The 20,361-nt window shown below is 58.2% G+C and carries 27 protein-coding genes; 21 read left to right on the top strand and 6 right to left on the bottom strand.

Annotated features, from left to right (window positions below):
- Nucleotides 1-35: 35 nt before the first annotated feature.
- The 3 genes from pstB to phoB all read left to right on the top strand — a co-directional run bounded on the left by pstB (nt 36) and on the right by phoB (nt 2,306).
- The gene (pstB, locus tag FIU93_RS28060; RefSeq protein ID WP_228148061.1) at nt 36-797 is read left to right on the top strand and encodes a phosphate ABC transporter ATP-binding protein PstB; all 762 of its coding nucleotides are present in this window, start codon (nt 36-38) and stop codon (nt 795-797) included.
- A gap of 31 nt (nt 798-828) precedes the next feature.
- Nucleotides 829-1,524: a phosphate signaling complex protein PhoU gene (phoU, locus tag FIU93_RS28055; protein WP_023001814.1), complete on the top strand. Its 696-nt coding sequence runs from the start codon at nt 829-831 to the stop codon at nt 1,522-1,524.
- Between the two features lie 80 nt (nt 1,525-1,604).
- On the top strand, nt 1,605-2,306 hold the full coding sequence (gene phoB, locus FIU93_RS28050) for a phosphate regulon transcriptional regulator PhoB (protein WP_023001813.1): 702 nt from the start codon (nt 1,605-1,607) through the stop codon (nt 2,304-2,306).
- A gap of 326 nt (nt 2,307-2,632) precedes the next feature.
- On the opposite strand, the gene FIU93_RS28045 is transcribed toward phoB, so the two are convergent.
- Nucleotides 2,633-3,169 carry a GcrA family cell cycle regulator gene (locus FIU93_RS28045; protein WP_023001812.1) on the bottom strand — a complete coding sequence of 179 codons (537 nt, stop codon included), beginning with the start codon at nt 3,167-3,169 and terminating at the stop codon, nt 2,633-2,635.
- Nucleotides 3,170-3,610: 441 nt separating this feature from the next.
- Between FIU93_RS28045 and FIU93_RS28040 the strand changes: the two genes are divergently transcribed.
- The 3 genes from FIU93_RS28040 to FIU93_RS28030 are packed head-to-tail and all read left to right on the top strand — an operon-like array spanning nt 3,611 to nt 6,733.
- The gene (locus FIU93_RS28040) at nt 3,611-4,807 is read left to right on the top strand and encodes an aspartate aminotransferase family protein (protein ID WP_075281428.1); all 1,197 of its coding nucleotides are present in this window, start codon (nt 3,611-3,613) and stop codon (nt 4,805-4,807) included.
- Complete coding sequence (argF, locus tag FIU93_RS28035; RefSeq protein WP_152507425.1) at nt 4,807-5,736, top strand: ornithine carbamoyltransferase; 930 nt, start codon at nt 4,807-4,809, stop codon at nt 5,734-5,736. Before FIU93_RS28040 ends, argF begins: the two co-directional genes overlap by 1 nt.
- 10 nt (nt 5,737-5,746) lie before the next feature.
- Entirely contained in the window at nt 5,747-6,733 is a 987-nt protein-coding gene (locus tag FIU93_RS28030) for an Hsp33 family molecular chaperone (protein WP_023001809.1), read from the top strand.
- A 117-nt stretch (nt 6,734-6,850) separates the two neighbouring features.
- On the opposite strand, the gene FIU93_RS28025 is transcribed toward FIU93_RS28030, so the two are convergent.
- A complete protein-coding gene (locus FIU93_RS28025) occupies nt 6,851-7,498 on the bottom strand; it encodes an alpha/beta family hydrolase (protein ID WP_152507424.1) in 648 nt (215 codons plus the stop codon).
- Between the two features lie 115 nt (nt 7,499-7,613).
- On the opposite strand from FIU93_RS28025, the gene FIU93_RS28020 reads away from it, so the two are divergent.
- Nucleotides 7,614-8,459 carry a sterol desaturase family protein gene (locus FIU93_RS28020; RefSeq protein ID WP_152507423.1) on the top strand — a complete coding sequence of 282 codons (846 nt, stop codon included), beginning with the start codon at nt 7,614-7,616 and terminating at the stop codon, nt 8,457-8,459.
- 31 nt (nt 8,460-8,490) lie between these two features.
- Here the strand turns inward: FIU93_RS28020 and FIU93_RS28015 are convergent, their stop codons facing one another.
- Nucleotides 8,491-9,357 carry a transporter substrate-binding domain-containing protein gene (locus FIU93_RS28015; RefSeq protein ID WP_209010254.1) on the bottom strand — a complete coding sequence of 289 codons (867 nt, stop codon included), beginning with the start codon at nt 9,355-9,357 and terminating at the stop codon, nt 8,491-8,493.
- 181 nt (nt 9,358-9,538) lie between these two features.
- A complete protein-coding gene (locus FIU93_RS28010; RefSeq protein WP_031269661.1) occupies nt 9,539-9,988 on the bottom strand; it encodes an Lrp/AsnC family transcriptional regulator in 450 nt (149 codons plus the stop codon).
- Between the two features lie 154 nt (nt 9,989-10,142).
- Between FIU93_RS28010 and FIU93_RS28005 the strand changes: the two genes are divergently transcribed.
- Nucleotides 10,143-10,322: a DUF1127 domain-containing protein gene (locus FIU93_RS28005; RefSeq protein WP_152507422.1), complete on the top strand. Its 180-nt coding sequence runs from the start codon at nt 10,143-10,145 to the stop codon at nt 10,320-10,322.
- Nucleotides 10,323-10,441: 119 nt separating this feature from the next.
- Nucleotides 10,442-10,627, top strand: a complete 186-nt coding sequence (locus FIU93_RS28000) for a hypothetical protein (protein ID WP_152507421.1) — start codon at nt 10,442-10,444, stop codon at nt 10,625-10,627.
- 51 nt (nt 10,628-10,678) lie between these two features.
- On the opposite strand, the gene FIU93_RS27995 is transcribed toward FIU93_RS28000, so the two are convergent.
- Entirely contained in the window at nt 10,679-10,993 is a 315-nt protein-coding gene (locus tag FIU93_RS27995) for a hypothetical protein (RefSeq protein WP_152507420.1), read from the bottom strand.
- A 268-nt stretch (nt 10,994-11,261) separates the two neighbouring features.
- On the opposite strand from FIU93_RS27995, the gene FIU93_RS27990 reads away from it, so the two are divergent.
- Both FIU93_RS27990 and FIU93_RS31930 read left to right on the top strand, forming a co-directional pair.
- Entirely contained in the window at nt 11,262-12,026 is a 765-nt protein-coding gene (locus tag FIU93_RS27990; protein ID WP_209010253.1) for a hypothetical protein, read from the top strand.
- Between the two features lie 333 nt (nt 12,027-12,359).
- Nucleotides 12,360-12,971 carry a GNAT family N-acetyltransferase gene (locus tag FIU93_RS31930; RefSeq protein ID WP_152507419.1) on the top strand — a complete coding sequence of 204 codons (612 nt, stop codon included), beginning with the start codon at nt 12,360-12,362 and terminating at the stop codon, nt 12,969-12,971.
- On the opposite strand, the gene FIU93_RS27980 is transcribed toward FIU93_RS31930, so the two are convergent.
- Nucleotides 12,877-13,392: a helix-turn-helix transcriptional regulator gene (locus tag FIU93_RS27980; RefSeq protein ID WP_152507418.1), complete on the bottom strand. Its 516-nt coding sequence runs from the start codon at nt 13,390-13,392 to the stop codon at nt 12,877-12,879. The genes FIU93_RS31930 and FIU93_RS27980 overlap by 95 nt on opposite strands.
- Nucleotides 13,393-13,505: 113 nt before the next feature.
- On the opposite strand from FIU93_RS27980, the gene FIU93_RS27975 reads away from it, so the two are divergent.
- The 10 genes from FIU93_RS27975 (at nt 13,506) to FIU93_RS27930 (ending at nt 20,336) form a co-directional block, all read left to right on the top strand.
- Nucleotides 13,506-13,817: a helix-turn-helix domain-containing protein gene (locus FIU93_RS27975; RefSeq protein ID WP_152507417.1), complete on the top strand. Its 312-nt coding sequence runs from the start codon at nt 13,506-13,508 to the stop codon at nt 13,815-13,817.
- Complete coding sequence (locus FIU93_RS27970) at nt 13,817-14,134, top strand: hypothetical protein (RefSeq protein WP_152507416.1); 318 nt, start codon at nt 13,817-13,819, stop codon at nt 14,132-14,134. Before FIU93_RS27975 ends, FIU93_RS27970 begins: the two co-directional genes overlap by 1 nt.
- On the top strand, nt 14,131-14,364 hold the full coding sequence (locus tag FIU93_RS27965) for a hypothetical protein (RefSeq protein WP_152507415.1): 234 nt from the start codon (nt 14,131-14,133) through the stop codon (nt 14,362-14,364). The genes FIU93_RS27970 and FIU93_RS27965 overlap by 4 nt, the downstream gene beginning before the upstream one ends.
- Nucleotides 14,365-14,505: 141 nt before the next feature.
- Nucleotides 14,506-15,348 (top strand): ParB N-terminal domain-containing protein, encoded by an 843-nt coding sequence (locus FIU93_RS27960; protein WP_152507414.1) that lies wholly within the window; start codon nt 14,506-14,508, stop codon nt 15,346-15,348.
- Nucleotides 15,341-15,799, top strand: coding sequence for a hypothetical protein (locus tag FIU93_RS27955; protein ID WP_152507413.1), 459 nt, complete (start codon nt 15,341-15,343; stop codon nt 15,797-15,799). The genes FIU93_RS27960 and FIU93_RS27955 overlap by 8 nt, the downstream gene beginning before the upstream one ends.
- Nucleotides 15,800-16,013: 214 nt before the next feature.
- The gene (locus FIU93_RS27950) at nt 16,014-18,206 is read left to right on the top strand and encodes a DDE-type integrase/transposase/recombinase (RefSeq protein WP_152507412.1); all 2,193 of its coding nucleotides are present in this window, start codon (nt 16,014-16,016) and stop codon (nt 18,204-18,206) included.
- A 67-nt stretch (nt 18,207-18,273) separates the two neighbouring features.
- Complete coding sequence (locus FIU93_RS27945; protein WP_152507411.1) at nt 18,274-19,032, top strand: ATP-binding protein; 759 nt, start codon at nt 18,274-18,276, stop codon at nt 19,030-19,032.
- Complete coding sequence (locus FIU93_RS27940) at nt 19,032-19,676, top strand: hypothetical protein (protein WP_152507410.1); 645 nt, start codon at nt 19,032-19,034, stop codon at nt 19,674-19,676. Before FIU93_RS27945 ends, FIU93_RS27940 begins: the two co-directional genes overlap by 1 nt.
- Nucleotides 19,673-20,056: a transcriptional regulator gene (locus tag FIU93_RS27935; protein ID WP_152507409.1), complete on the top strand. Its 384-nt coding sequence runs from the start codon at nt 19,673-19,675 to the stop codon at nt 20,054-20,056. Before FIU93_RS27940 ends, FIU93_RS27935 begins: the two co-directional genes overlap by 4 nt.
- Nucleotides 20,046-20,336 (top strand): hypothetical protein, encoded by a 291-nt coding sequence (locus tag FIU93_RS27930; RefSeq protein ID WP_152507408.1) that lies wholly within the window; start codon nt 20,046-20,048, stop codon nt 20,334-20,336. The genes FIU93_RS27935 and FIU93_RS27930 overlap by 11 nt, the downstream gene beginning before the upstream one ends.
- Nucleotides 20,337-20,361 lie beyond the last annotated feature (25 nt).

Raw genomic sequence — 20,361 nt, 5'->3', positions numbered from 1 at the left:
TGAACGAGATGCCGAATTTTGAACAGGCGAAAACCATGACCGACAGCAAAATTTCCGCGAACAAGGTGCAGGTCTATTATGGCGATACCCACGCCATCAAGGACGTGGACATCGAGATCCAGCCGCGGTCCGTGACTGCCTTCATCGGTCCCTCCGGATGTGGCAAGTCGACGTTCCTGCGGACGATCAACCGCATGAACGACACCATCGACATCTGCCGTGTGGAAGGGTCGATCAAGATCGACGGTGAAGACATCTACGATCCCAAGGTCGATCCCGTACAGCTGCGCGCCAAGGTCGGCATGGTTTTCCAGAAGCCGAACCCGTTTCCCAAGTCGATCTACGACAACATTGCGTACGGTCCGCGGATCCATGGTCTGGCCCGCAACAAGTCCGAGCTTGATGAAATCGTTGCCTCCAGCCTGCAGAAGGCCGGGCTTTGGGAAGAAGTCAAGAACCGTCTGGACGAGCCGGGCACCGGCATGTCGGGCGGTCAGCAGCAGCGTCTGTGCATTGCCCGTGCGATTGCCGTCAGCCCGGAAGTGATCCTGATGGACGAACCGTGCTCGGCGCTTGACCCCATCGCGACTGCGAAGGTGGAAGAGCTGATCGACGAACTGCGGGAAAACTTCACCATCGTGATCGTGACCCACTCGATGCAGCAGGCTGCCCGTGTGTCTCAGCGTACCGCGTTCTTCCATCTGGGTGTTCTGGTGGAGGAAGGTCTGACGGAGGACATCTTTACCAATCCGAAGGACAAGCGTACGCAGGACTATATTACGGGCCGCTTCGGCTAAGCATTTTTTAGGTTTCTGAAGGGGACACAGGATGTCTGAACATACAGTCTCGGCTTACGATGACGAACTGACGGCCATGGCCGGCAAGGTTGCCGAAATGGGTGGTATTGCCGAAAAGGCTTTCGCCGATGCGGTGTCCGCGCTGGTGTCGCAGGATCTGGAGCTTGCCAAGGCGACGATCAAGGGCGATGTCCGTCTGGACAGCCTTTACAACGAACTTGAAGTGAAGCTGATCGAGCTGATCGTCCGCCGCCAGCCGATGGGGCAGGACCTGCGTGAAATCACCGCCGCAACGCGCATTGCCAATGACCTGGAGCGTGTTGGCGATCTTGCCAAGAACGTTGCCAAGCGCGTCATCGCCATCGACAGCGACTTGCAGTCCAAGAAGCTCGCGATCGGTGTGGAGCACATGACGGAACTCGCTCTTTCGCAGCTCAAGCAGGTGCTGGATGCCTACGCCCGCAAGGATGCGGAAGCCGCCCGCCGGGTTCAGGAAGCCGACGCCGAGGTCGACGCGATCTACACGTCGATCTTCCGCGAACTCCTGACCTACATGATGGAAGACCCGCGGGTCATTACCCAGTGCGTCCATCTCTTGTTCTGCGCAAAGAACATCGAGCGCATCGGCGATCACGCGACGAATATCGCCGAGAACGTCTACTACATGGTCACTGGCGAGCGTTTGCCGGAAGACCGGGCAAAGGTCGACGAAACAGGCGCGGTCTGACCCGCCGGTAATCGTCGGATTTGCAGAAGATCTTAACGGCCGGCGCTTCGGCGCCGGTTGCGGTAATTGGAGCGAGATGTATGCCGAAGGTGCTCATCGTTGAAGACGAAGAACCGCTCAGCCTTCTATTGAGATACAATTTGGAAGCGGAAGGGTACTCGGTCGAGTCCTGTGTCCGGGGTGATGAGGCGGAAATCCGCCTGCGGGAAAGCCTGCCGGATCTGTTGCTGCTCGACTGGATGCTGCCGGGCCTGTCCGGAATTGAACTGTGCCGCCGCCTGCGGGCGCGCGAGGATACCGAGCGCCTGCCGGTCATCATGCTGACGGCACGCGGTGAGGAAGCAGAGCGCATCCGCGGTCTGTCGACCGGTGCCGACGACTACGTGGTCAAGCCCTTCTCGGTACCGGAATTGATGGCCCGCGTGCGCGCCATCCTGCGCCGGGCAAGCCCGGAAGTGGTGTCCAGCATGTTGCGGTCCGGCGATATCGAACTGGATCGTGAAACGCACCGCGTTCGCCGCAACACCAAGGAAATACACCTGGGGCCGACGGAATTCCGCCTGCTGGAATTCCTGATGACATCGCCTGGCCGTGTCTTCTCCCGCGAACAACTGCTGGATGGGGTCTGGGGTCACGATGTCTACGTGGACGAACGCACTGTCGATGTTCACGTCGGTCGCTTGCGCAAGGCTCTGAACAAGGGCAAGGCAAAGGATCCTATCCGTACCGTCCGTGGTGCCGGATACGCCTTCAATGACCAGTTCACCTCTGCCACTGCCTGAGGGCAACTTGCAGAATGGAATTAAGGAGCCCGCTTTCTAGCGGGCTTTTTGTTTCTCAGCGGTTATGTGCCTTTCGCGGAGCAAGGTTCTCTTCTGCGACAACCCCATCAGTTGTGTCGGTGTCGGGGCTGATCCTGCGGTCCCTGTCGTGGCGGAGTGGTCAAACAAGGTTTGTTTTGATGGAACGGAAACGGCATGGAGCGGTGCCAAGAACAAGCCGTGGGAGGTCACTGGTCGGGGTCGGGCATCTGGTCAATGGAAGGCCCAAACAAAAAAAAGCCCGCCAGATGGCGGGCTTTCTCATGAATTGGTTAGGTGCGAGGCTATCAGCCTGCCTGAGCCATCGTCTTGCGATCGCGGCGGCGGTCGGCGACCGGCTGATACGCGATCTTGCAGTGATGAGCGCAGTAGGGGACGCCGGCATCGGACTGGCGGCCGCAGAAGTAGAAGTCGTCGGTCGCCGGGTCGCCAATCGGCCATTTGCAGGTCCGCTCGGTCAGCGTCAGGATGGTAGCCCGCTGCGAGATCGGAACGAGCTCTGCAATCGGCTCTACGCGCGGCTTGGCAGCCACCACTGGTGCAGGCGAGATGTCTGCTTTCAGGGCCGTTGCGCCGATCGACTGCGGATGTGACGTCGTCGGTTTCTTCGGCGCTGCACCCGTTGCAGGAGCTGCGGTGCGCGGCCGGCGCGGCTTGGCGCTTGAAGAGGTGGACTTGGCGCGGCCGGACAGGCCAAGGCGGTGCACCTTGCCGATCACGGCGTTACGGGTAACACCACCCAGTTCGCCTGCGATCTGGCTTGCGCTCAAGCCGTCGCCCCAAAGCTTTTTGAGAAGCTCAACTCGTTCGTTTGTCCAACTCATTGCCGCACCCTTTAGTTTGACCGTCCTGCGGCCATTAACCCCGTGTTAAGCATGCGCAAGCACGCTTAATGCTGGCAGATCTAGTGCCTCTTGGTGATTTGCCTCACGAGATCTCGTGTCTGATTGCTGAGAGGTTACAATAACGTTAATTTGTCAGGCAACCACTCGACCCAAACCAGTTGGGGATGAAACGACTTTTCCCCAATTATGGCGAGGTCATTGAGAATTTTATGAAATCCGCCCTCCGCGGCACATGAAATGTCTTGTGCGCCATTTCCATTGACAGTGCATGGTACCGGCAGTGTATAAGAAAGCCGCTGCGTGCCGCCTCATCGGGGCGGCACGTTGCGTTTTGGCCCTTCGGCATCTTTTCAAGGTGACGGCCCGGCGTCGGGGCGACGCAGGGGACAGCAGGGGCGTTTAAAGGAGACAAACGAGGTTATGTCCGCGACTGCACTATTCGGAAATTACGCAAGATCGAACCTGTCTTTCGATCATGGGGAAGGCGTCTGGCTGGTTACCACCGATGGCCGACGATTCCTCGATTGCGGTTCCGGCATCGCGGTCAACGCACTCGGTCATGCCCATCCGCATCTGGTCAAGGCATTGCAGGATCAGGCAGCCAAGCTGTGGCATACCTCCAACCTGCACCAGATCCCGGATGGCGAACGGCTGGCGCAGCGCCTGTGCGCGGAAACCTTTGCCGACAAGGTGCTGTTCGTGAATTCCGGTGCGGAAGCGATGGAAGCTGCCATCAAATGCGCGCGCCGTTATCATTATGACAACGGCAACCCCGAGCGGTTCCACATCGTGACCTTCGAAGGCGCTTTCCATGGCCGGACCATCGCGACCATCGCGGCTGGCGGCCAGGCGAAATATCTTGAAGGCTTTGGCCCGAAGGCTCCCGGTTTCGACCAGGTGCCGGCAGGAGACCTGGATGCGCTGAAAGATGCCATCGGACCGCAAACGGCCGCGATCGCGATCGAACCCGTGCAGGGCGAGGGCGGTATCCGCGAAATTCCGGCCGATTTCCTGCGTGCGCTGCGCAAGATCTGTGATGACAACGGCATTCTGCTGATCTTCGACGAGATCCAGACCGGTGTCGGACGGACCGGCAAGTTGTTCGCTCACCAGTGGACGGGCGTGGAACCGGATCTGATGGCAATCGCCAAGGGTATCGGCGGCGGGTTCCCGATGGGCGCATGTCTTGCAACGGCAGAAACGGCGGCGGCGCTATCACCCGGGACCCACGGCACCACCTTTGGCGGCAATCCGCTGGCCATGGCAGTCGGCAATGCCGTTCTGGACGTCGTTCTGGAAGACGGGTTCCTGGAAGGTGTCCGTCAGAAGGGGCTCAGCTTCAAGCAGAAGCTGGCCGGACTGGTGGACGGCCATCCGGACGTTCTGGCCGAAGTGCGCGGCAACGGTCTGATGCTCGGTCTGAAATGCGTGGTGCCGGTGGCAGATTATGTGCTTGCAGCCCGTGAAGCCGGTCTGCTGGCAGTTCCTGCCGGCGATAACGTGGTGCGCATCATGCCGCCGCTGACCATGAGCGAAGAGGAAATTTCCATTGCTGTCGAGCGCCTGGAACAGGCTGCTGTCGCCATGGAAGCGAAATTGGCGGAAGGAGCGGCCTGATGACCGCAAACGGAACCTACCGGAACTTTCTGGATCTGACGGACTTCGAAGGCGACGAACTGCGCGCCATCCTGGACACCAGCCGGAAGATCAAGTCGAGCCGTAACGGCGTGCATCGCGGCCAGGGTCCTCTGGCCGGCAAGGTGCTGGCCATGATCTTCGAACAACCGTCGACCCGTACGCGCATTTCCTTCGATGTCGGCATGCGCGAGCTTGGCGGCGAGACCTTGATGCTGACCGGTGCGGAAATGCAGCTCGGCCGCGGAGAGACAATCGCCGATACGGCGCAGGTTCTGTCGCGCTTCGTCGACGCGATCATGATCCGCATCCTCGATCACAACGATCTGCGTGAACTTGCCGACAATGCGACAGTGCCGGTGATCAACGGTCTGACCAAGCTCTCGCATCCCTGTCAGATCATGGCGGATCTGTTGACCTTTGAAGAGCATCGCGGTTCGATCAAGGGCAAGAGCGTTGCCTGGACCGGTGACAGCAACAACGTGCTGGCTTCCTGGATTCATGCCGCGCCGCGCTTCGATTTCGAATTGCGCATCGCGACGCCGGGCGAACTGGCGCCGCCGATGGACCTGATTGAAACTGCTCGTGCCAAGGGTGGTTCCATTCAGGTCACGACGGACCCATATGAGGCAGTCAAGGGGACCGACTGTGTCGTGACCGACTGCTGGGTGTCCATGGGTGATGACGATGCGGAATCGCGTCACAACCTCCTCAGCGCCTATCAGGTCAACAAACGCCTGATGGCTGAGGCAAACCAGGACGCCCTGTTCATGCATTGCCTGCCGGCCCACCGGGGTGAGGAAGTCACCTCGGACGTCATGGACGGTCCCAACTCCGTTGTGTTTGACGAAGCCGAAAACCGGCTCCATGCCCAAAAGGGCATTCTGGCCTGGTGCTTCGGCGCAGCATAAGGCAAGCCAAGTGGCACTTAATCTTGATGAACTGGGCATTACGCCTGCAGGGCTGGACGCTGTCCGGCCCTTTGCCGTGGAAGGGCTCGACGTGCGCGGCCGTGCGGTCGCGCTTGGTCCTGTCCTGGAAAAAATTCTGGACCGGCATGCCTATCCGGAACCGGTTTCGCGCCTGCTGGCGGAAGCGATCGTTCTGACCAGCCTCTTGGGCACGTCGCTGAAATTCGACGGTCGCTTCACGCTGCAGACGCAGACGAAGGGGCCGGTGTCCATGCTGGTCGTTGACTTCAAGTCACCCGACGCAATCCGCGCCTGCGCAACCTTCGATGCTGCTGAAGTCGCAGCGCTGATGGCTGACGGCAAGGCGACGCAGGAGGCTCTTCTCGGGCACGGACATCTGGCGATGACCATCGACCAGGGAATGCACATGCAGCGCTACCAGGGACTGGTGGAGTTGGATGGTGTCTCGCTGGAAGAAGTCGCACGCCGGTACTTCGAGCGATCCGAGCAGATCCCGACAGAAGTTCGTCTTGGTGTCGGTGAACTGTTCACCCGCCAGGAAGGCGAGGGGCACGTGAAAACCTGGACCGCCGGCGGGATCCTGATCCAATTCCTGCCGGAAGCGCCGGAACGCATGCGCCAGGCTGACATCGATCCGGGCAATGCCCCGGAAGGCACGAGCCCGCACGAGATTGACGAGGACGATGCCTGGGTGGAAGCCAAGGTACTGGTCGAGACGGTCAAGGATGTCGAACTGACTGATCCGGAAGTCAGCGTGGAAATGCTGCTCTTCCGGCTGTTTCACGAACGCGGCGTCCGCCTTTTCGAGCCGCAGCCGCTGGTCGACAAGTGCAGCTGCTCTCGCGAGAAGATCGAGAATGTTCTCGCCGGGTTCAGTGACGACGATGTCGACCACATGACTGTCGACGGCAAGATCATCGTCACCTGCGAGTTCTGCAGCACCAGCTACGAATTCGACGGCAAGCCCGGCCAGTAAGCCGGACTGTCGTGAAATTCAAAAAGCCCGGATCGGAAACGGTCCGGGCTTTTTTCCTTGCTGCCTTGCGCGCAAGCCCTGGACTTGCGCTGCGCTTGTCCGGGCACGTAGTGGGCCCTAACTCGTGAGCCGATCCACGAATGCCCTGACTGCTTCGGCTGCAAGTTTGATGTTGCCGTCGAGTGTCGCCGGCGACTTGCCGCGCGGTCCGAAGTCGTGGTTGCCGTCTTCCAGATAAGTCAGGCCGACATGAGCTGGCAAGGTGACTTCATCGAGTTCCGCCTTCGAGCCGAACGGATCCCGGTCGCCCTGGAGAACCAGAACCGGTCGTTTGGCGTCCTGCAGCGGCTGGAGCCGCCACTCGGCATCGGCCTTGCCGGTCGGGTGGAAAGGGTAGCCGAAACAGGCAACGCCCTTGGCGCGCCCAGGCAGCGAGCCGCCGCCTGCCAACATCGCGGCGACCCTACCACCCATCGATTTGCCGCCGATCAGCAGAGTGCCGTCGCTCTGGCTGAGGACAGATTGCAGCGCGGTCTGGAACTCGGCAATCAGCTTGTCGGCCCGGGGCGGCGGCTTTTTCGGGCCTCCCGTCCGGCGACCGGCCATATAGGCAAATTCAAAACGTGCGGCTGCAATGCCTTGGCTCGCGAGGGCTGCCGCGAGCTTGTTCATGAAGGTTGAGTCCATGGCTGCGCCAGCGCCATGGGCCAGCAGCAGTGTTGCCACAGGTGGCGTTTCGGGGCGGTTCCAGAGAAAGTCGGTCATGATGATGTGATCTGTCGCAGCGGCAAGGAATGATATCAGGAGTATTGTCGTATCGCCCTATCGTGCCATCGGGACCGTGGCAAGCAGCATTAGTCAGGACGTTTCAAAAGACCCCATGTTTGACCAGATCGACATCAACCAGGTTCGCATGGCCTGTTTCGGCGGCATCTTTCTGATAATGGCGCTGTTGGAAGCGGGTTTGCCACGGCGGCGCCTGAAGAGCGGCCGTTTGAAGCGCTGGCCGACTAACTGGGGCATTGTTCTGCTTGATGCCCTTCTGGTGCGGCTGATCTTCCCCATCGGCGGCGTCGGCCTTGCAATGCTGGCACAGGAAAAGGGTTGGGGCCTCTTTGCATTGCTCGGCTGGTCGGGTGTTGTGGCCGGTCTGATCACCTTCGTCGTGCTCGATCTTGCGGTGTGGTTTCAGCACCTGGTCTCACACAAGGTTCCTCTGTTCTGGCGCATTCACCGCATGCACCACGCAGATAGTGAGGTGGACGCAACAACCGCGCTCAGGTTCCACCCGATCGAAATTCTGCTGTCCTTCCTCTGGAAGGGGCTGGTCATCATCGCCCTCGGCGGTCCTGTTGAAGCCGTGCTGATCTTCGAGATCGTTCTCAACGGCTCTGCGGTTTTCAGCCACGCCAATGTCCGCTTGCCGCTTTGGCTGGACCGCCCCTTGCGGTTTCTGATCGTCACTCCGGACATGCACCGCATTCATCACTCGGTGCTACCGCACGAGACGGATTCCAACTACGGGTTCTATCTTTCAGTCTGGGACCGTCTGTTCGGAACCTACGTGGAAGATCCCGAACAGGGACAGGAGACAATGGAAATCGGGCTCGGTGCCGCGCTCACGCCGCGTGCGCATTCGTTTCCCTTCAGCCTGGCGATCCCGTTCCTGAAAAATCCGGACCGCCGGAAGGAGGCGCGTGTCGAGGACGCGAAAGGCAAAAGCTGACCTGGTTCTTTGTCGGGAATGGCCGGAAAGGTCAGAAGAAGCTCATGGGAAAATAGCGCAGGTAAAGCTCGCGGTAGATGCCCTTCTGGTGAAGCTGGCGCAAGGCATATGTAAGGGCCGCAGCCCGTTCCGGATCGTCCTGGCGGGTCGCAATGGCCATGCCTTCATCAAAATAGCCCGGCTCCAGCCACGGGCCGCCGGCAAAGGCACAGCAGCCATCTGCAGCTTCGCTCGGCAGCCAGAAGGACAGGTTCAGGCCGTCGCCGAACAAAGCATCGGCCGAACCGCCCTTGACCGCCTCACGTGTCGCCTCTGCGGTTTCCAGGCTGATGATCTCGGCATCGGGAAAGAAGCGCTTGGCAAACGCCTCGTAGCGGGACCCTGCTTCAACGGCTATCCGCTTGCCGGTGAGAGCCTGCTCGTTGAAATCGGACGCGTTATACGCCCGAACCACAAACCGCGCCGGCAGCTTCAGATAGTCCTCGGTGAAGTTGAGGCGGCGCGTGGAGGGGAGGCTGCGCGACAGGCCGGAGATAATCGCGTCGCCTTCTTCTTCGTCCAATGCAGGTAGAAGAACCTCGAAGTCCTTGATGCGCAGGGCGCAGGAACTTCCGAGCTCCTGGCAGAGAGCCCGCGCGAGATCGACATTGAAGCCGGTAAGACGGCCATGCTGGTCACGAAAGACGAAGGGCGGATATCCGTCGGTCGCCAGAAACTGGATCTTGTCCGGAATGGCATTTGGCCGGTCGTGGACGGCTTTCGGATCCCAGAAATTGGGAACGCGGACCGAAGCCTCCTGGGCTGAAACCGACAGGACGCCGAGCGTCAAAGTGCCAAGCGTCAGCAGCCCGGCTGCAACGCGGCAGATAGTCTTGAGAAGTGGCAGTGAAGCTGGCACGCGGACGTCTCGTTCCGTATCAAGTCATGGTCGGCAATACGCGCCGGGAATCGCGCAGACAGAATATCGCGAACCGGCAGCGCTTGTCAGCCCGCTCCGTCGAAGATGGCACGAGGCATTCCTGAAAACAAACGCGTGACCTCTGACATTCACAGCGTCGACTGAATTCCGCGGAATGCGGTCAGGTCTCCGGTTCCGGATCATAGGAGCGCAGGACGACGATCGTATCGAAGCCCTTGATGTCGTCTTCATAGAAATGCGCTTCGGTGAAAGTTGCATAGGCTTCCATGGAAGAACACTGCACGGTGAGTACCAGATCGGCCGGGCCCGTGACGTGGTAGATCTTTTTCACTTCCCGAAGCTTCAGCAACTTCTGCCGCAACTTCGCCATACGTTCCGGCTGTCCACGCGACAGCATCAGCATCACGAGCAAGGTAACGGAGGCGCCCGTTGCCTCCGGTGACACGATGGCCACTTCCCGCTCGATCGCCCCGACTTCTCTCAGGCGTTGCACCCTGCGCAGGCAGGCGGCAGAAGACAGGCCAACCTTCTCGGAAAGTTCCTTGCCGGTTTGCCGGGCATCGAGACTGAGTAGATGCAGCAGCTGATGATCGAAATCGTCCAGATCCATGATGGGGGAGGGTCCTGTTCGACGTAGCTTTGCGGTAGTTTATCTCAAAATCCGAATTTTTGCGAATTTATCGCTCGAAGTTGAGAATTTTGCGCACTGTCCGTAGAGGCTTTTTCTAAACTTGCTCCTGTCCCGTCGGAAAGGAGCAAAACAGATGACCGATCACCTTGTACCCCTGCACCTGGCGCGCGTCCGTAGAGCCGGTCTCGGTGCTGCCGTCTTGCACTTTGCGTTGAAGTGCCTGCGCCGTCGGCGCGACATGGCCCACCTGGCTGATCTGCCCGACTATCTCTTGAAGGATGTTGGCCTCAGCCGCGCTGATGTCCGGATGTAATGCGCAAGGAGAGTTGGCACTTGGGGCTTTTGTGGGATTAAGTGGGATTACCCGGTTTTTGGCGAAATCCAGCCGTTTTTACCGAGAAGACGCCAATTAGCGTGATTTCAGGACGCGCAATGATTTTGGCAGTCCAACTGAGATCACTTTGGCAAATGAAGCTGCGCGAGAAGAAATTCTGCAATGAAAGCAACGAAACACAAAAAATGAGGTCCGAACTGCAACGCGATTATTGCGATGAGTTCGGACCTGGGCTTGATCGGCAGAAATCTGCGGGGTTGAAGGAAATTGCGCAGATCGGTTGATAGCACGAGGTCCGAACTTTCGAATTGCGCTCGACGAGCAGTGAAAGCCCCTTAGCGATGAAAGCCAGGTTTACCCAACTGATGAGCGTTTCTTGGATGGACCGCCCCCTTGTACCCCTGAACAAGTTCGATGGCTTTCAGTCCAACGATACGAGACAAGGCCGCGAGTACAGCGGACGCGCCCCAACCGACCACGAAGAGAGTTAGGTCACCTGTAACAGCAGCTAGAGCGACACTACCGACTGCCGCGATCGCAGCCAGAACTGCAACGGCTCGGGCGTTGTACCAATCAGCCACTACCACCGGTGCCACCGAAAAAATAACCAGGGCAATGAACACCCCGGTGCCAAAAAAGCCTGCAATCATTTTTACCTCAACTCTTAAAAAACGACGGTGAAGCCTTCTACATATCAACTTGCGGCGTGATCGAAAACGAGTTTCCAATTTTTGCGTGTAGTGGGTGGTTCATTTAAGACGTTGTTTAAGGGCCATTTAAAGGTCTCAAACCAATTCCGCACTAATCGCCAGGGTACTACCTTCCCGCCGCTTCCTGTCACGGTTGAGTCACGCTAGCGACTTTACCCATTGGCACGATGGGCGTTTTGCGCCGAACCAATGCTGGGGAGAGAGTTTAGTGGTACGCATTTTTTCAGTTCTCGTCTTTGCGATATGGCTCACAAGTTCCGCCATCGCGCAAAATGACGTGGAGATTAGCGAAACGGAATTTCTCATCTCTGACACGGTGCGTTCAGCTAGAACAAACCAACTGGCAGCAGAACGCGTGCTATTCGCAACCGACCAGGCGATCGACGCGGCATCGTTCATATTATCAAGTGTGCGGGTTGATCGGCTGATACATGTAGAACTGAAACGCCTAGCGTCACGAATTCCAGGCGTTCGAGCCATCATCGTGATAGGGCCTGATGGCCGGCTGCTTCACGACAGCTACAAGTTTCCAACGGTGTCATTGGACCTGTCGGATAGAACCTATTTTCGCGTTGCCATCGCGACTGACGAACTTGTTATCGGAAGCCCGGTAGTTGGCCGGACTTCCGGGTCTTCTTTCGTTCCCGTCGTGAAACGGATCGGCGACTACACATTTGTTGCTGTAACGGCCCCATACGCCTTAGTCGAGTTGCAGAGCGAATGTGGCGACTGCTGGTCTGTAGCGCTGCAGGAAAAGGGAGACATTGTGGCTATGTTCCCCCCGGACTCAACTTTTCTGCATGATCTGGTAGAGCGTATGTCACCGCAGATGCGGGCGAATGGCTCACAGGTGGTCCGCTATCGACATTCAGTTTTTTCGGTTGTCTGGCGAAAAAGCCCAGATTTCCCCATCGTCAGCGTCAGTATTCGCGGCCTCCCGGATACTGCATCGGTCGACATCGATGTCAACTAACAACCGGCGAACGGTTTGTATCTGGCTGGTAGCTGTCCAATCACTATTTCGATGAGCAGACATCCAGAGTGTCGAAGCCGGCACGCCAGTTGAGCACGCGGCGAACTCGGCAAGCTTGGCGAGTTCGTCATTTGATAACCTGTCGGTCCTGGAATTGTAGTAGGCCGCCGTCAATCCAACGCTAACGACAGCCGTGGCGCAGACCGTGATGCCGAACTTGATCCACCCGATCTTGCTTGTGCTGGCATCTGTAATAATCTGACGCAAATTGTAGTCACGCATTGTGCACCCCATGCAACCTAAGCCATTGCAATCTAAGGGGGTGTTTTGTTGATGTCTACCACTATTAATTTAAGAGAAGCTCTTGAAGCTGACGCAAAAACGATTGCAGAAATACACGTAAGATGCTGGCAAGAAGTCTATGCATTCATGCCACAAATCGTACATAGGCAGAGAAATTTTGAGTACCGTTTTCGGCAGTGGACGAACTGGTTTGAGTCTGGCTGTCGTGACGATAGCCTTTTTGTGCTGGAGAACGCCGGGCGCACTGTAGGGTTCGCGATGGCAAAGCCTAATGCCGATGCCGCCATTGCAGTTCCAGGTGAAATGCATGCCTGCTATCTCCTGCCAGAACACAGGGGCGGTGAACTTGGGCCATTGGGACTAATGGCGCTCGCAACGTCCCTAAAGGAAAGAGGGCTCTGGCCGGCCTGTCTTTGGGCATTTCAGGAAAACCCTTATCGACGCATCTATCCCTTCCTAGGGTGCAAGCCCGAGGTGTTTCGCGAAAGGGTCATTGCCGGTGTCGGGCTTCCAGAAATCGGATACCGAGTAACCGACTACGACTTGCTTATCGCTCGTCTCGACCGGATGCGCGCTTCAGCTGCTCAGCGCCAAACTGAATCACTTCGGCAGCCGCGTCTTCTTTTACGTCTTCCCGGGTAAGGAGATAATCGAACATCTCCAGAAACTTATCAGCGAAGGCGGCGGGCTTCGTCCTTCGGGGCGTCTGCTCCCAGTAAGTTTCAGCGATGTTCCAAATAAACCTGCGGATATCACTGAGTTTGGTGGAGTTGATTGTTAAGTCACCACCAATAAGCATGCTGCCTTGACCTGTGAGCAGCCAATGCAAGTTCACACCATGAACGCGAGCCAGATTCCCCAGCACACTACTGTTCGGCTCGGCATCACCACGCTCATAGTTTGCATAAGTTCCGGGTATAACCTCGATTGAACGTGCGAAATCTTCGCGAGTTACCTGTCCACGAACATCAATAAGCCTTTGAGCAAGCGCAGTTTTTGGCTTGGAAGGACGGGCCATATCCACAATTACACATTTTTTGGACTTATCGTTGAATAAGTCCAAAAACTATGTAAACTCCTTTTTGTCGGCGCGAACATTCACGCCGAGTTGTCACACCAAAAGTCCAAAGAAAACGGCTTGTTGCAGCAAGCCGTTTTCCCACCAGAGAGGCCCAAATGGCAAAACCAAAACACGCTCCGCCAGATGGATGGGACCGGTTTTCCATCACCGCCGAAATTCACCGTCAGGGGATGACGTTCGGCGAGCTGGCTAACAGGGCTGGAATCACGATCAAGACCTTTAGCCAGGTCTGGACGCGTACCAACCGTAAGGCCGAGAAAGCGATCGCCGATTTCCTTGAAGTGAAACCGGACAAGCTCTGGCCCGACCGTTATCCGATCCGTTCCGCTCGAATCCTTTCTACCGCAAACGAGCGTTCCGCCGCTAGCCAGAAAGCTTCGGTTCGGCCGGACAGGAAGGCGGCGTGATGGGAGCGCATGATCAGACGTTGCTGTCCGCGCAGACGGATGGTGCTGAACTCTGCGAGCGCTTTGTTGTCACCAAAGTGTCCAAATCCGGAAACCGGTTTTTCTGCACAGCAGGTGTCTCCCTGGTCGAGACGCAAGGCGGAAACCAAGCTCTTGTCGCAGAGACATCTTTGTTTTTGGGAGACGCTCATAGGTTCCACACGGAGGTCGTGGCGCAAAGCTTATGCGACGACTTGAATGAAAAAGGCATCGGCGGGGCGGCCTGGATGGCGGTTCCTTATACCAGTCTGGCCGGTGAAGGGGCGCAGGGACGATGAACGCCGCTCCGTATCTGGTTGGCATGGGTGGCGCGGTCGCACTGCTTCTGACGCTTCTTTTGGGCGTTTATAGCCTCCTCAAATCGATCTCAAGCCCTCGTTCCAGGCGCAACGACTTCTTCGCTCCGGAAGCTTTTCAATCGCACTACACGGAGTTCGGCTACCGCAGCCGACGTCGTTTTCCAACCCTTTCAAGACTTCTGGCTGCCCTCCTGTTCAGGCGGACCTAGGGCGGTCAAAGCGCGTCACCTGCGTCAGTGGTGAGACGCGGCGCTGCCGCAATTGACGCGAAGCCAACAACTTATCGGGCGGCTTTGGAATTCTTGAGACGGGCCGCCCGGTCCTTTTCCCAGAAATCATTGAGGTTCGAATTGAGCGCGTATCAGTCCATCAAGGTTTCCCTGATCGATATTCCCGAGGGCCGTTTGCGGGATGTGGATCAGGCGTGGGCGGAATGCCTGTCCGGCATGTTTATTGAGACCGGACAGAAAACACCGATTGACGTTGTCCCCAACGGGAAACGCTACACCCTTGTTGCCGGAGCCCATCGGTTGACGGCTGCCGGGATCGTCAAGTGGAAAGAGATTGAAGCCCGCATTCTGGAGACAGACGGCGGCGTATTGGAGGCGGAAGATCTTCGCCTGCACGAGATTTTGGAAAACCTTGGCCGCAAGGATTTCAACGCCCTGGAACGGTGCGAGGCGCTCACGGAAATGAAGCGCATTTACGAGGTACGGCACCCGGAAACCAAGCACGGCGGCAAACGCGGCAACCAGCATACAGGCGGCGAAAAGAGGCAAGTGGCAATTTTTGCCTTTTGCCAGAATGCCGCCGAGAGCACGGGGCTGTCCGATCGGTCTGTTCGGCTTGCGGTGCAAATCTTTGAGGGACTGTCCCCCGAGACCCGTGAGCGCCTGAAGGGCACCGCCTTTGCAGGCAAACAGAGCGACCTGAAGGCGCTGGCGGTTCTGGACGCGGATGCGCAAGCCAAAGTGTTGGCGCTGATCCTGGGCGACAAGCCAGCTGTCGCGTCCATTGCCGATGCGATCCTGAAAATCTCAGGCGAAGAACCGGAGACCGATACCCAGAAGCGGGAGAAGACGGTCACGCAGTATCTGCCCAAGCTCGGGAAGCACTTCCGCGCGACCCTGTTCAGGGGGTTCAAGGAAGAGATCCTTGACCTGGTTAAAAGGGAGGGCTGGCTCGATGCGTAAGCCGCGCGATGAATTCACCCTCGATCTCTTCAACGATTGGACGCCGCCACGCGTATCGGTTGGTTTCGAGCCGGACGCTTTTCCCGGTACACGGCTTGCCTCCCGGATCAGCCGTGCCATCGCCAGAGTTCTCAAAGACTGCGGCAAAGACAGGCGCACCGTTGCCGCCCAGATGAGCGAGCGGCTTGGATACAAGGTCACCAAAGAGACACTTGAGGCCTATGCCTCGGAAGCGAAAACCCAAAACAACATCACGGTGGAGCGCTTTATCGCGTTGATACACGCCACCGGCAAAACCGAGCTGCTCGGCTTTCTTGCCGAAGGGTTCGACATGGCTGTGGTTCCTCGAAAGTACGAAAACGTCATTGAGCTGGCGTTGATCGAGGACCATGCCCGCATGATCGAAACTCGCAAGAAAACGCTGCAGGCGCGGTTGCGGGGGGCGCAATGAAAGAAGTCGATATTCACCCCTGTTTCACCTGCAAATTGCCGGATTGCGATGAGCAGTCGCCGAAGTGCGGATTGCGTAAAGCGCAGCGGGATTACAGCCGGCACCTTCGCAGTGGCGACGGTGTTCCGAGTGCGGTTCGGGCTAGGTATTCCATCGCTTACCGGGAACTTTACTACGACCGCAAACAGGAGAAGAAACACCGGAGGGCTGGTGCATGAAACTCTGGTTGACCGCTCAAGAGATTGCAGACCTGAAACTGGATGGTTTTCCTGCGTCAGAGCGCGGTGTCCAAAAGCTGGCAGATCGCGAAGGATGGGCAAGCTCTTGCTACGCCCGTAAGCGGCAAGGCCGGGAAGGCGGCGGTGGCTTTGAGTATCACACGGATCTCTTTCCGCTCACTCAGAAGCTGCAGTATTGCGCCACCTTCGTTGAATTGAAGGATGAGGACCTGATCCTGGAGTCTTCCGACGATCCCGAGTTCGATCACCGGGCCGAGCGGAAGCGGAATGCCAAGCTGATCGTCTTGCGGGCTGCAGAGAGGTTCCGGGCACAGACCGGCCTTCATCAGAATGCAAGCGACCATTGGTTCATCCTGATCTATGCCGAGAAGAAAGTCCCGGTCCCTGATTGGGTCTATGCGACGGTCAAAGGCCTTTCCTTGCGCAGTCTGGCCCGGTGGCGGTCCCAGGCAGAAGAAAGCCAAAACCGACTGGCGTTCCACCCTGCACAATCGCGCAAGGGAACAGGCGTCCTGGACCAAGCCGAACAGGGCACACTGAAGTCCTATGTGCTTGCGGCGATATTCCAGCAACCGCACCTGAAGGCCAATGTTCTCAGAGCGATGGCAGAAGCGAAATTCGGCAAGCAGATCGAGGTCGTAAATCCGGAGACAGGTGAAGTCTCGAAGCGGGACCTGCCACCTTTGAGGACGTTTCAACACACCTTGAAGAGCTGGAAGCTGGAATTTGCCAGCGCGCTCAAGCGCCACACCGATCCGGACGGCTGGAAGAACACCGATCGGGCAGTGATGATCGGCGGAGCATCTGCCGGGATCGAACGTCTCAACCAACTCTGGGAAATCGACGCTTCGCCGGTGGACATGTTGACCACGGAAGGCCGGTGGAACGTTTACGCCTGCATCGATGTTTGGTCGCGCCGGTCGATCTTCCTGATTTCCTGCACACCTCGCGCGGACGCTGTTGGCCTCCTGGTGCGCGAAGCCATCCTGAAATGGGGCGTGCCGGAAGCCATCAAGTCGGACAACGGCTCGGATTTCAAGGCGAAGTCGACCGTTCGGTTGTTGAAGCATCTCGACATTGAGCATCTGATTTGCCCGCCTTATTCGCCCGAACAGAAGCCGCATGTGGAGCGTGTCATCAAGACATTCCAGCATGGTTTTGTAGAGCTGCTGCCGGGGTTCGTTGGGCACAACGTTGCCGAACGCTCAGTCATTGAAGGGCGGAAGGCGTTCGCCAAGCGCCTTGGCCTTGATGACTACAATGTCTTTGGCGTGGATGTGTCGCCCGAAGAACTTCAGGAAATGGCGAACGACTGGGCTGAAAACGCCTATGGCCGGAACCCGCATGGCGGCCTGAAGAAAATGTCGCCGGAGGCCAAAGCAGCCACCTCGACGGAAAAGGTGCTGACTGTCGACCCGGATGCCCTGGATGTTCTTTTGGCTGCCGTGCCGAATGGCGGCGGTATCCGGACGGTCCAGAAAGGCGGCGTGCGCGTCGACAACGAGTTCTACGTCATGACCGATTGCGCGGTGATGGCGGGCGAACAGGTGTTGTGCCGGATGGACCCGAAGGATCTCGGACGGATCTGGTTGTTCGATGCCGAAGGACTGACCTTCCTCGGTCACGCGATTTGCGCAGACCTGGTCGGCGCAGACCCGGTGGAAACCATCGCCAGATACCGCGCCCTGCAGAAGGCCTACATGGACGAACAGGTCGCGCCGATCAAAAAGGCGATGAAGGAAATCGGCCCGCGCGATGCCCTCAAGGCAGTCATGAACGAAGAACGCGCCCAGGTGTTGTCGTTCCCGCAAAAACGCGAAGAGCACACTACGGCCAGAACCCTTGCCGCCGCCGACGTGAAAAAGCGGCGTGCGCCCAGGGAACTGTCGGAGCGCGAAGCCGCGATGATGGAAAGCCTGAAGGCCGACACCCTGCCACAGGCGCTGCAGCCAACGGCCAAGGTTCACAAGCTCTCCAAGCAGCACACGCCGGAAGCGTTGTTCAAGCGGGCGCTGCAGCTGGAACAGCGCTTGGCAGAAGGAACATCGATTTCAGATGAAGACGCGATCTGGCTGGCCGGCTTTCAGGCCGGGCCGATCTATCGCGCTCACAAGCTGCTTTGGGAAGACACGCAGCACTCACAGAAACGCGTACCGCCCGCGTCTTAATGGGCAAGAAAACGGCCCTGAAGGGGGCAACCTTCAGAGCCTTGATAACTAGATAACGGAGTGAAGAATGACGAACGGAGACAACTCTGTCAATCCCGGTGGCCTCGCAGCCCTGAAGAACGTTTCCCGGTTTCTTGTCCTGATGGAAACGTTGATCAACCGCGGAGTGCACCTGCCGGGCCTCGGCGTGTTCCATGGATTTTCCGGTTACGGCAAAACCTATGCCTCTCTTTATGCAACCAACAAAAAGGGGGCTTTGCGCCTGGAAGTGGGCGACAGCTGGAACAAGAAAACCTTTCTGCAAAAGCTGCTGATCGAAGCCGGCGCAAAGCCGGGACGCATGACGATCGCCGATCTCACCGAAGAAGCGATCATGGTTCTGGGCGACGATTACACACGGCCGCTGATCATCGATGAGGCCGACAAGCTGGCCGACAAGGGCATGCTGGAGCTGGTTCGCGAGATCCAGGAGCACAGTCAGGTTCCGGTGCTGTTGATCGGTGAAGAGCAGTTGCCCGCAAAGTTGATGAAGGTCGAGCGAGTGCATAACCGGGTGCTTGAATGGGTACCTGCGGAGCCTTGCGATATCGAGGATGCCAGGGCGTTGGCGAACCTGTTCTGCCCGCACCTCGAAATCCATGACGATCTCCTTGATGTCCTGGTCGACACGACGCAGGGCCGAGCTCGGCGCATCGTCGTCAACCTCAACAAGATGCTGGAGCATGCCCGCAACAGCCGGGAGGCAGAGTTCGACGCCGCGTCTTTCGACAACGGCTGGTTCTACACCGGCGAACCACCCCGCCGCGTCAATCGGAGGGCTGCCTGATGTCCATCCAGCTTGAACTGACTGTTACAGCCGGCACGCCGATCTTTCGCGGACACGATCATTACTGGAGCGTGGTGCGCGATCTTGGAAAGGACCGGAGGACGTTCACCAGACGGGAAGTTGCTCTGCGGTCCAACGACCGGGACGATACTTGCGTTGGAGACTTTCTGAAACGCTTGCACGCTGCAGGCTTCCTGGAAGTGATCGACCAGAAAAGGCTTGCGAACACGGCGGGTGGTGGCACTGCCCTGCACAATGTCTACCGCCTGCTCAAGCGCCCTTCTGCCACGCCGATCATCAACCGAGACGGCACCCCTGGAACGCAAGGGTTGGCGCAACTGCACCTTTGGAACGCCATGCGGGCTTTGTCCAGCTTCACACTGATTGAGCTGGCTGTGTCCGCCTCGACAGACAGTGTTGAGGTGCCCAGGGAAACCGCCAAGCGGTATGTGACCCATTTGAGCCGCGCCGGGTATCTGCAGGTGTTGCGGCAGGCGTCCCCAAAGGTTCAGCAGATCTGGCGCTTGAAGTCCTCCATGAACACGGGACCAAATCCGCCCAAGATCCTGCGCACCAAAGTCGTTTATGACGCGAACCGCAAGGAAATCATGGGGCGTCCTGTCGCTGAGGAGTGCGCCGCATGAACAAGCTTTCCATGCAGCAGAAGGCGGCCAATGCCTGGGCAGACGGCGTGCCGGATTGGGTTGCGGAACTCGCGATCATGGCCGAATGCGAAGGCCTCAACGCGTGTGCGTCGCGGCTCGGCTATTCCCCGGCCGTGATCAGCCAAACCATCAGCAACAAGTATCGAGGGGACCTATCGAAGCTCGAGGACAAGGTGCGTGGCGCGCTTATGGGCGTCACGGTTGATTGCCCCGTCCTCGGGAAGATCGGGCGGCACATCTGCCTTGACTGGCAGGCAAAGCCCAGAGCGGTGACCAATTCAACCAGGTCGAAGCTCTACCGGGCTTGCCGGAACCGTTGTCCGCACTCCCGCTTGAAGGGAGGCGGCCATGCTCAGTGAAGATCTGGAGTTTCTGGCGCGTGAGCTGGACATCCGAAAGAACGCCCACGGCGAACTGACATTGCCGGCGCACCGGACTGCCGCCCTCGGCTGCATCCTGACCGAATGCGTGCGGATGGCGAAGCAGCTTGAAGCCAACGCGGTCCGGCAACCGGCCATCCTGGTCGATCTCTCCGATCCAAAGATCGAGCTGTTTCCGAAGGCGAAACGGCCCGTGCCCGTCCACTCCATCCCGATCCGCACTTCGGCGGATGGGCCGGACGAGGGCGGCGCAGCTTGAGTATCTCCCGGCGTTTAGTGGGACA

Source organism: Labrenzia sp. THAF35 (assembly GCF_009363595.1).
Lineage (GTDB): Bacteria > Pseudomonadota > Alphaproteobacteria > Rhizobiales > Stappiaceae > Roseibium > Roseibium algicola.
This window is presented reverse-complemented; position numbering and strand designations above follow the sequence as displayed.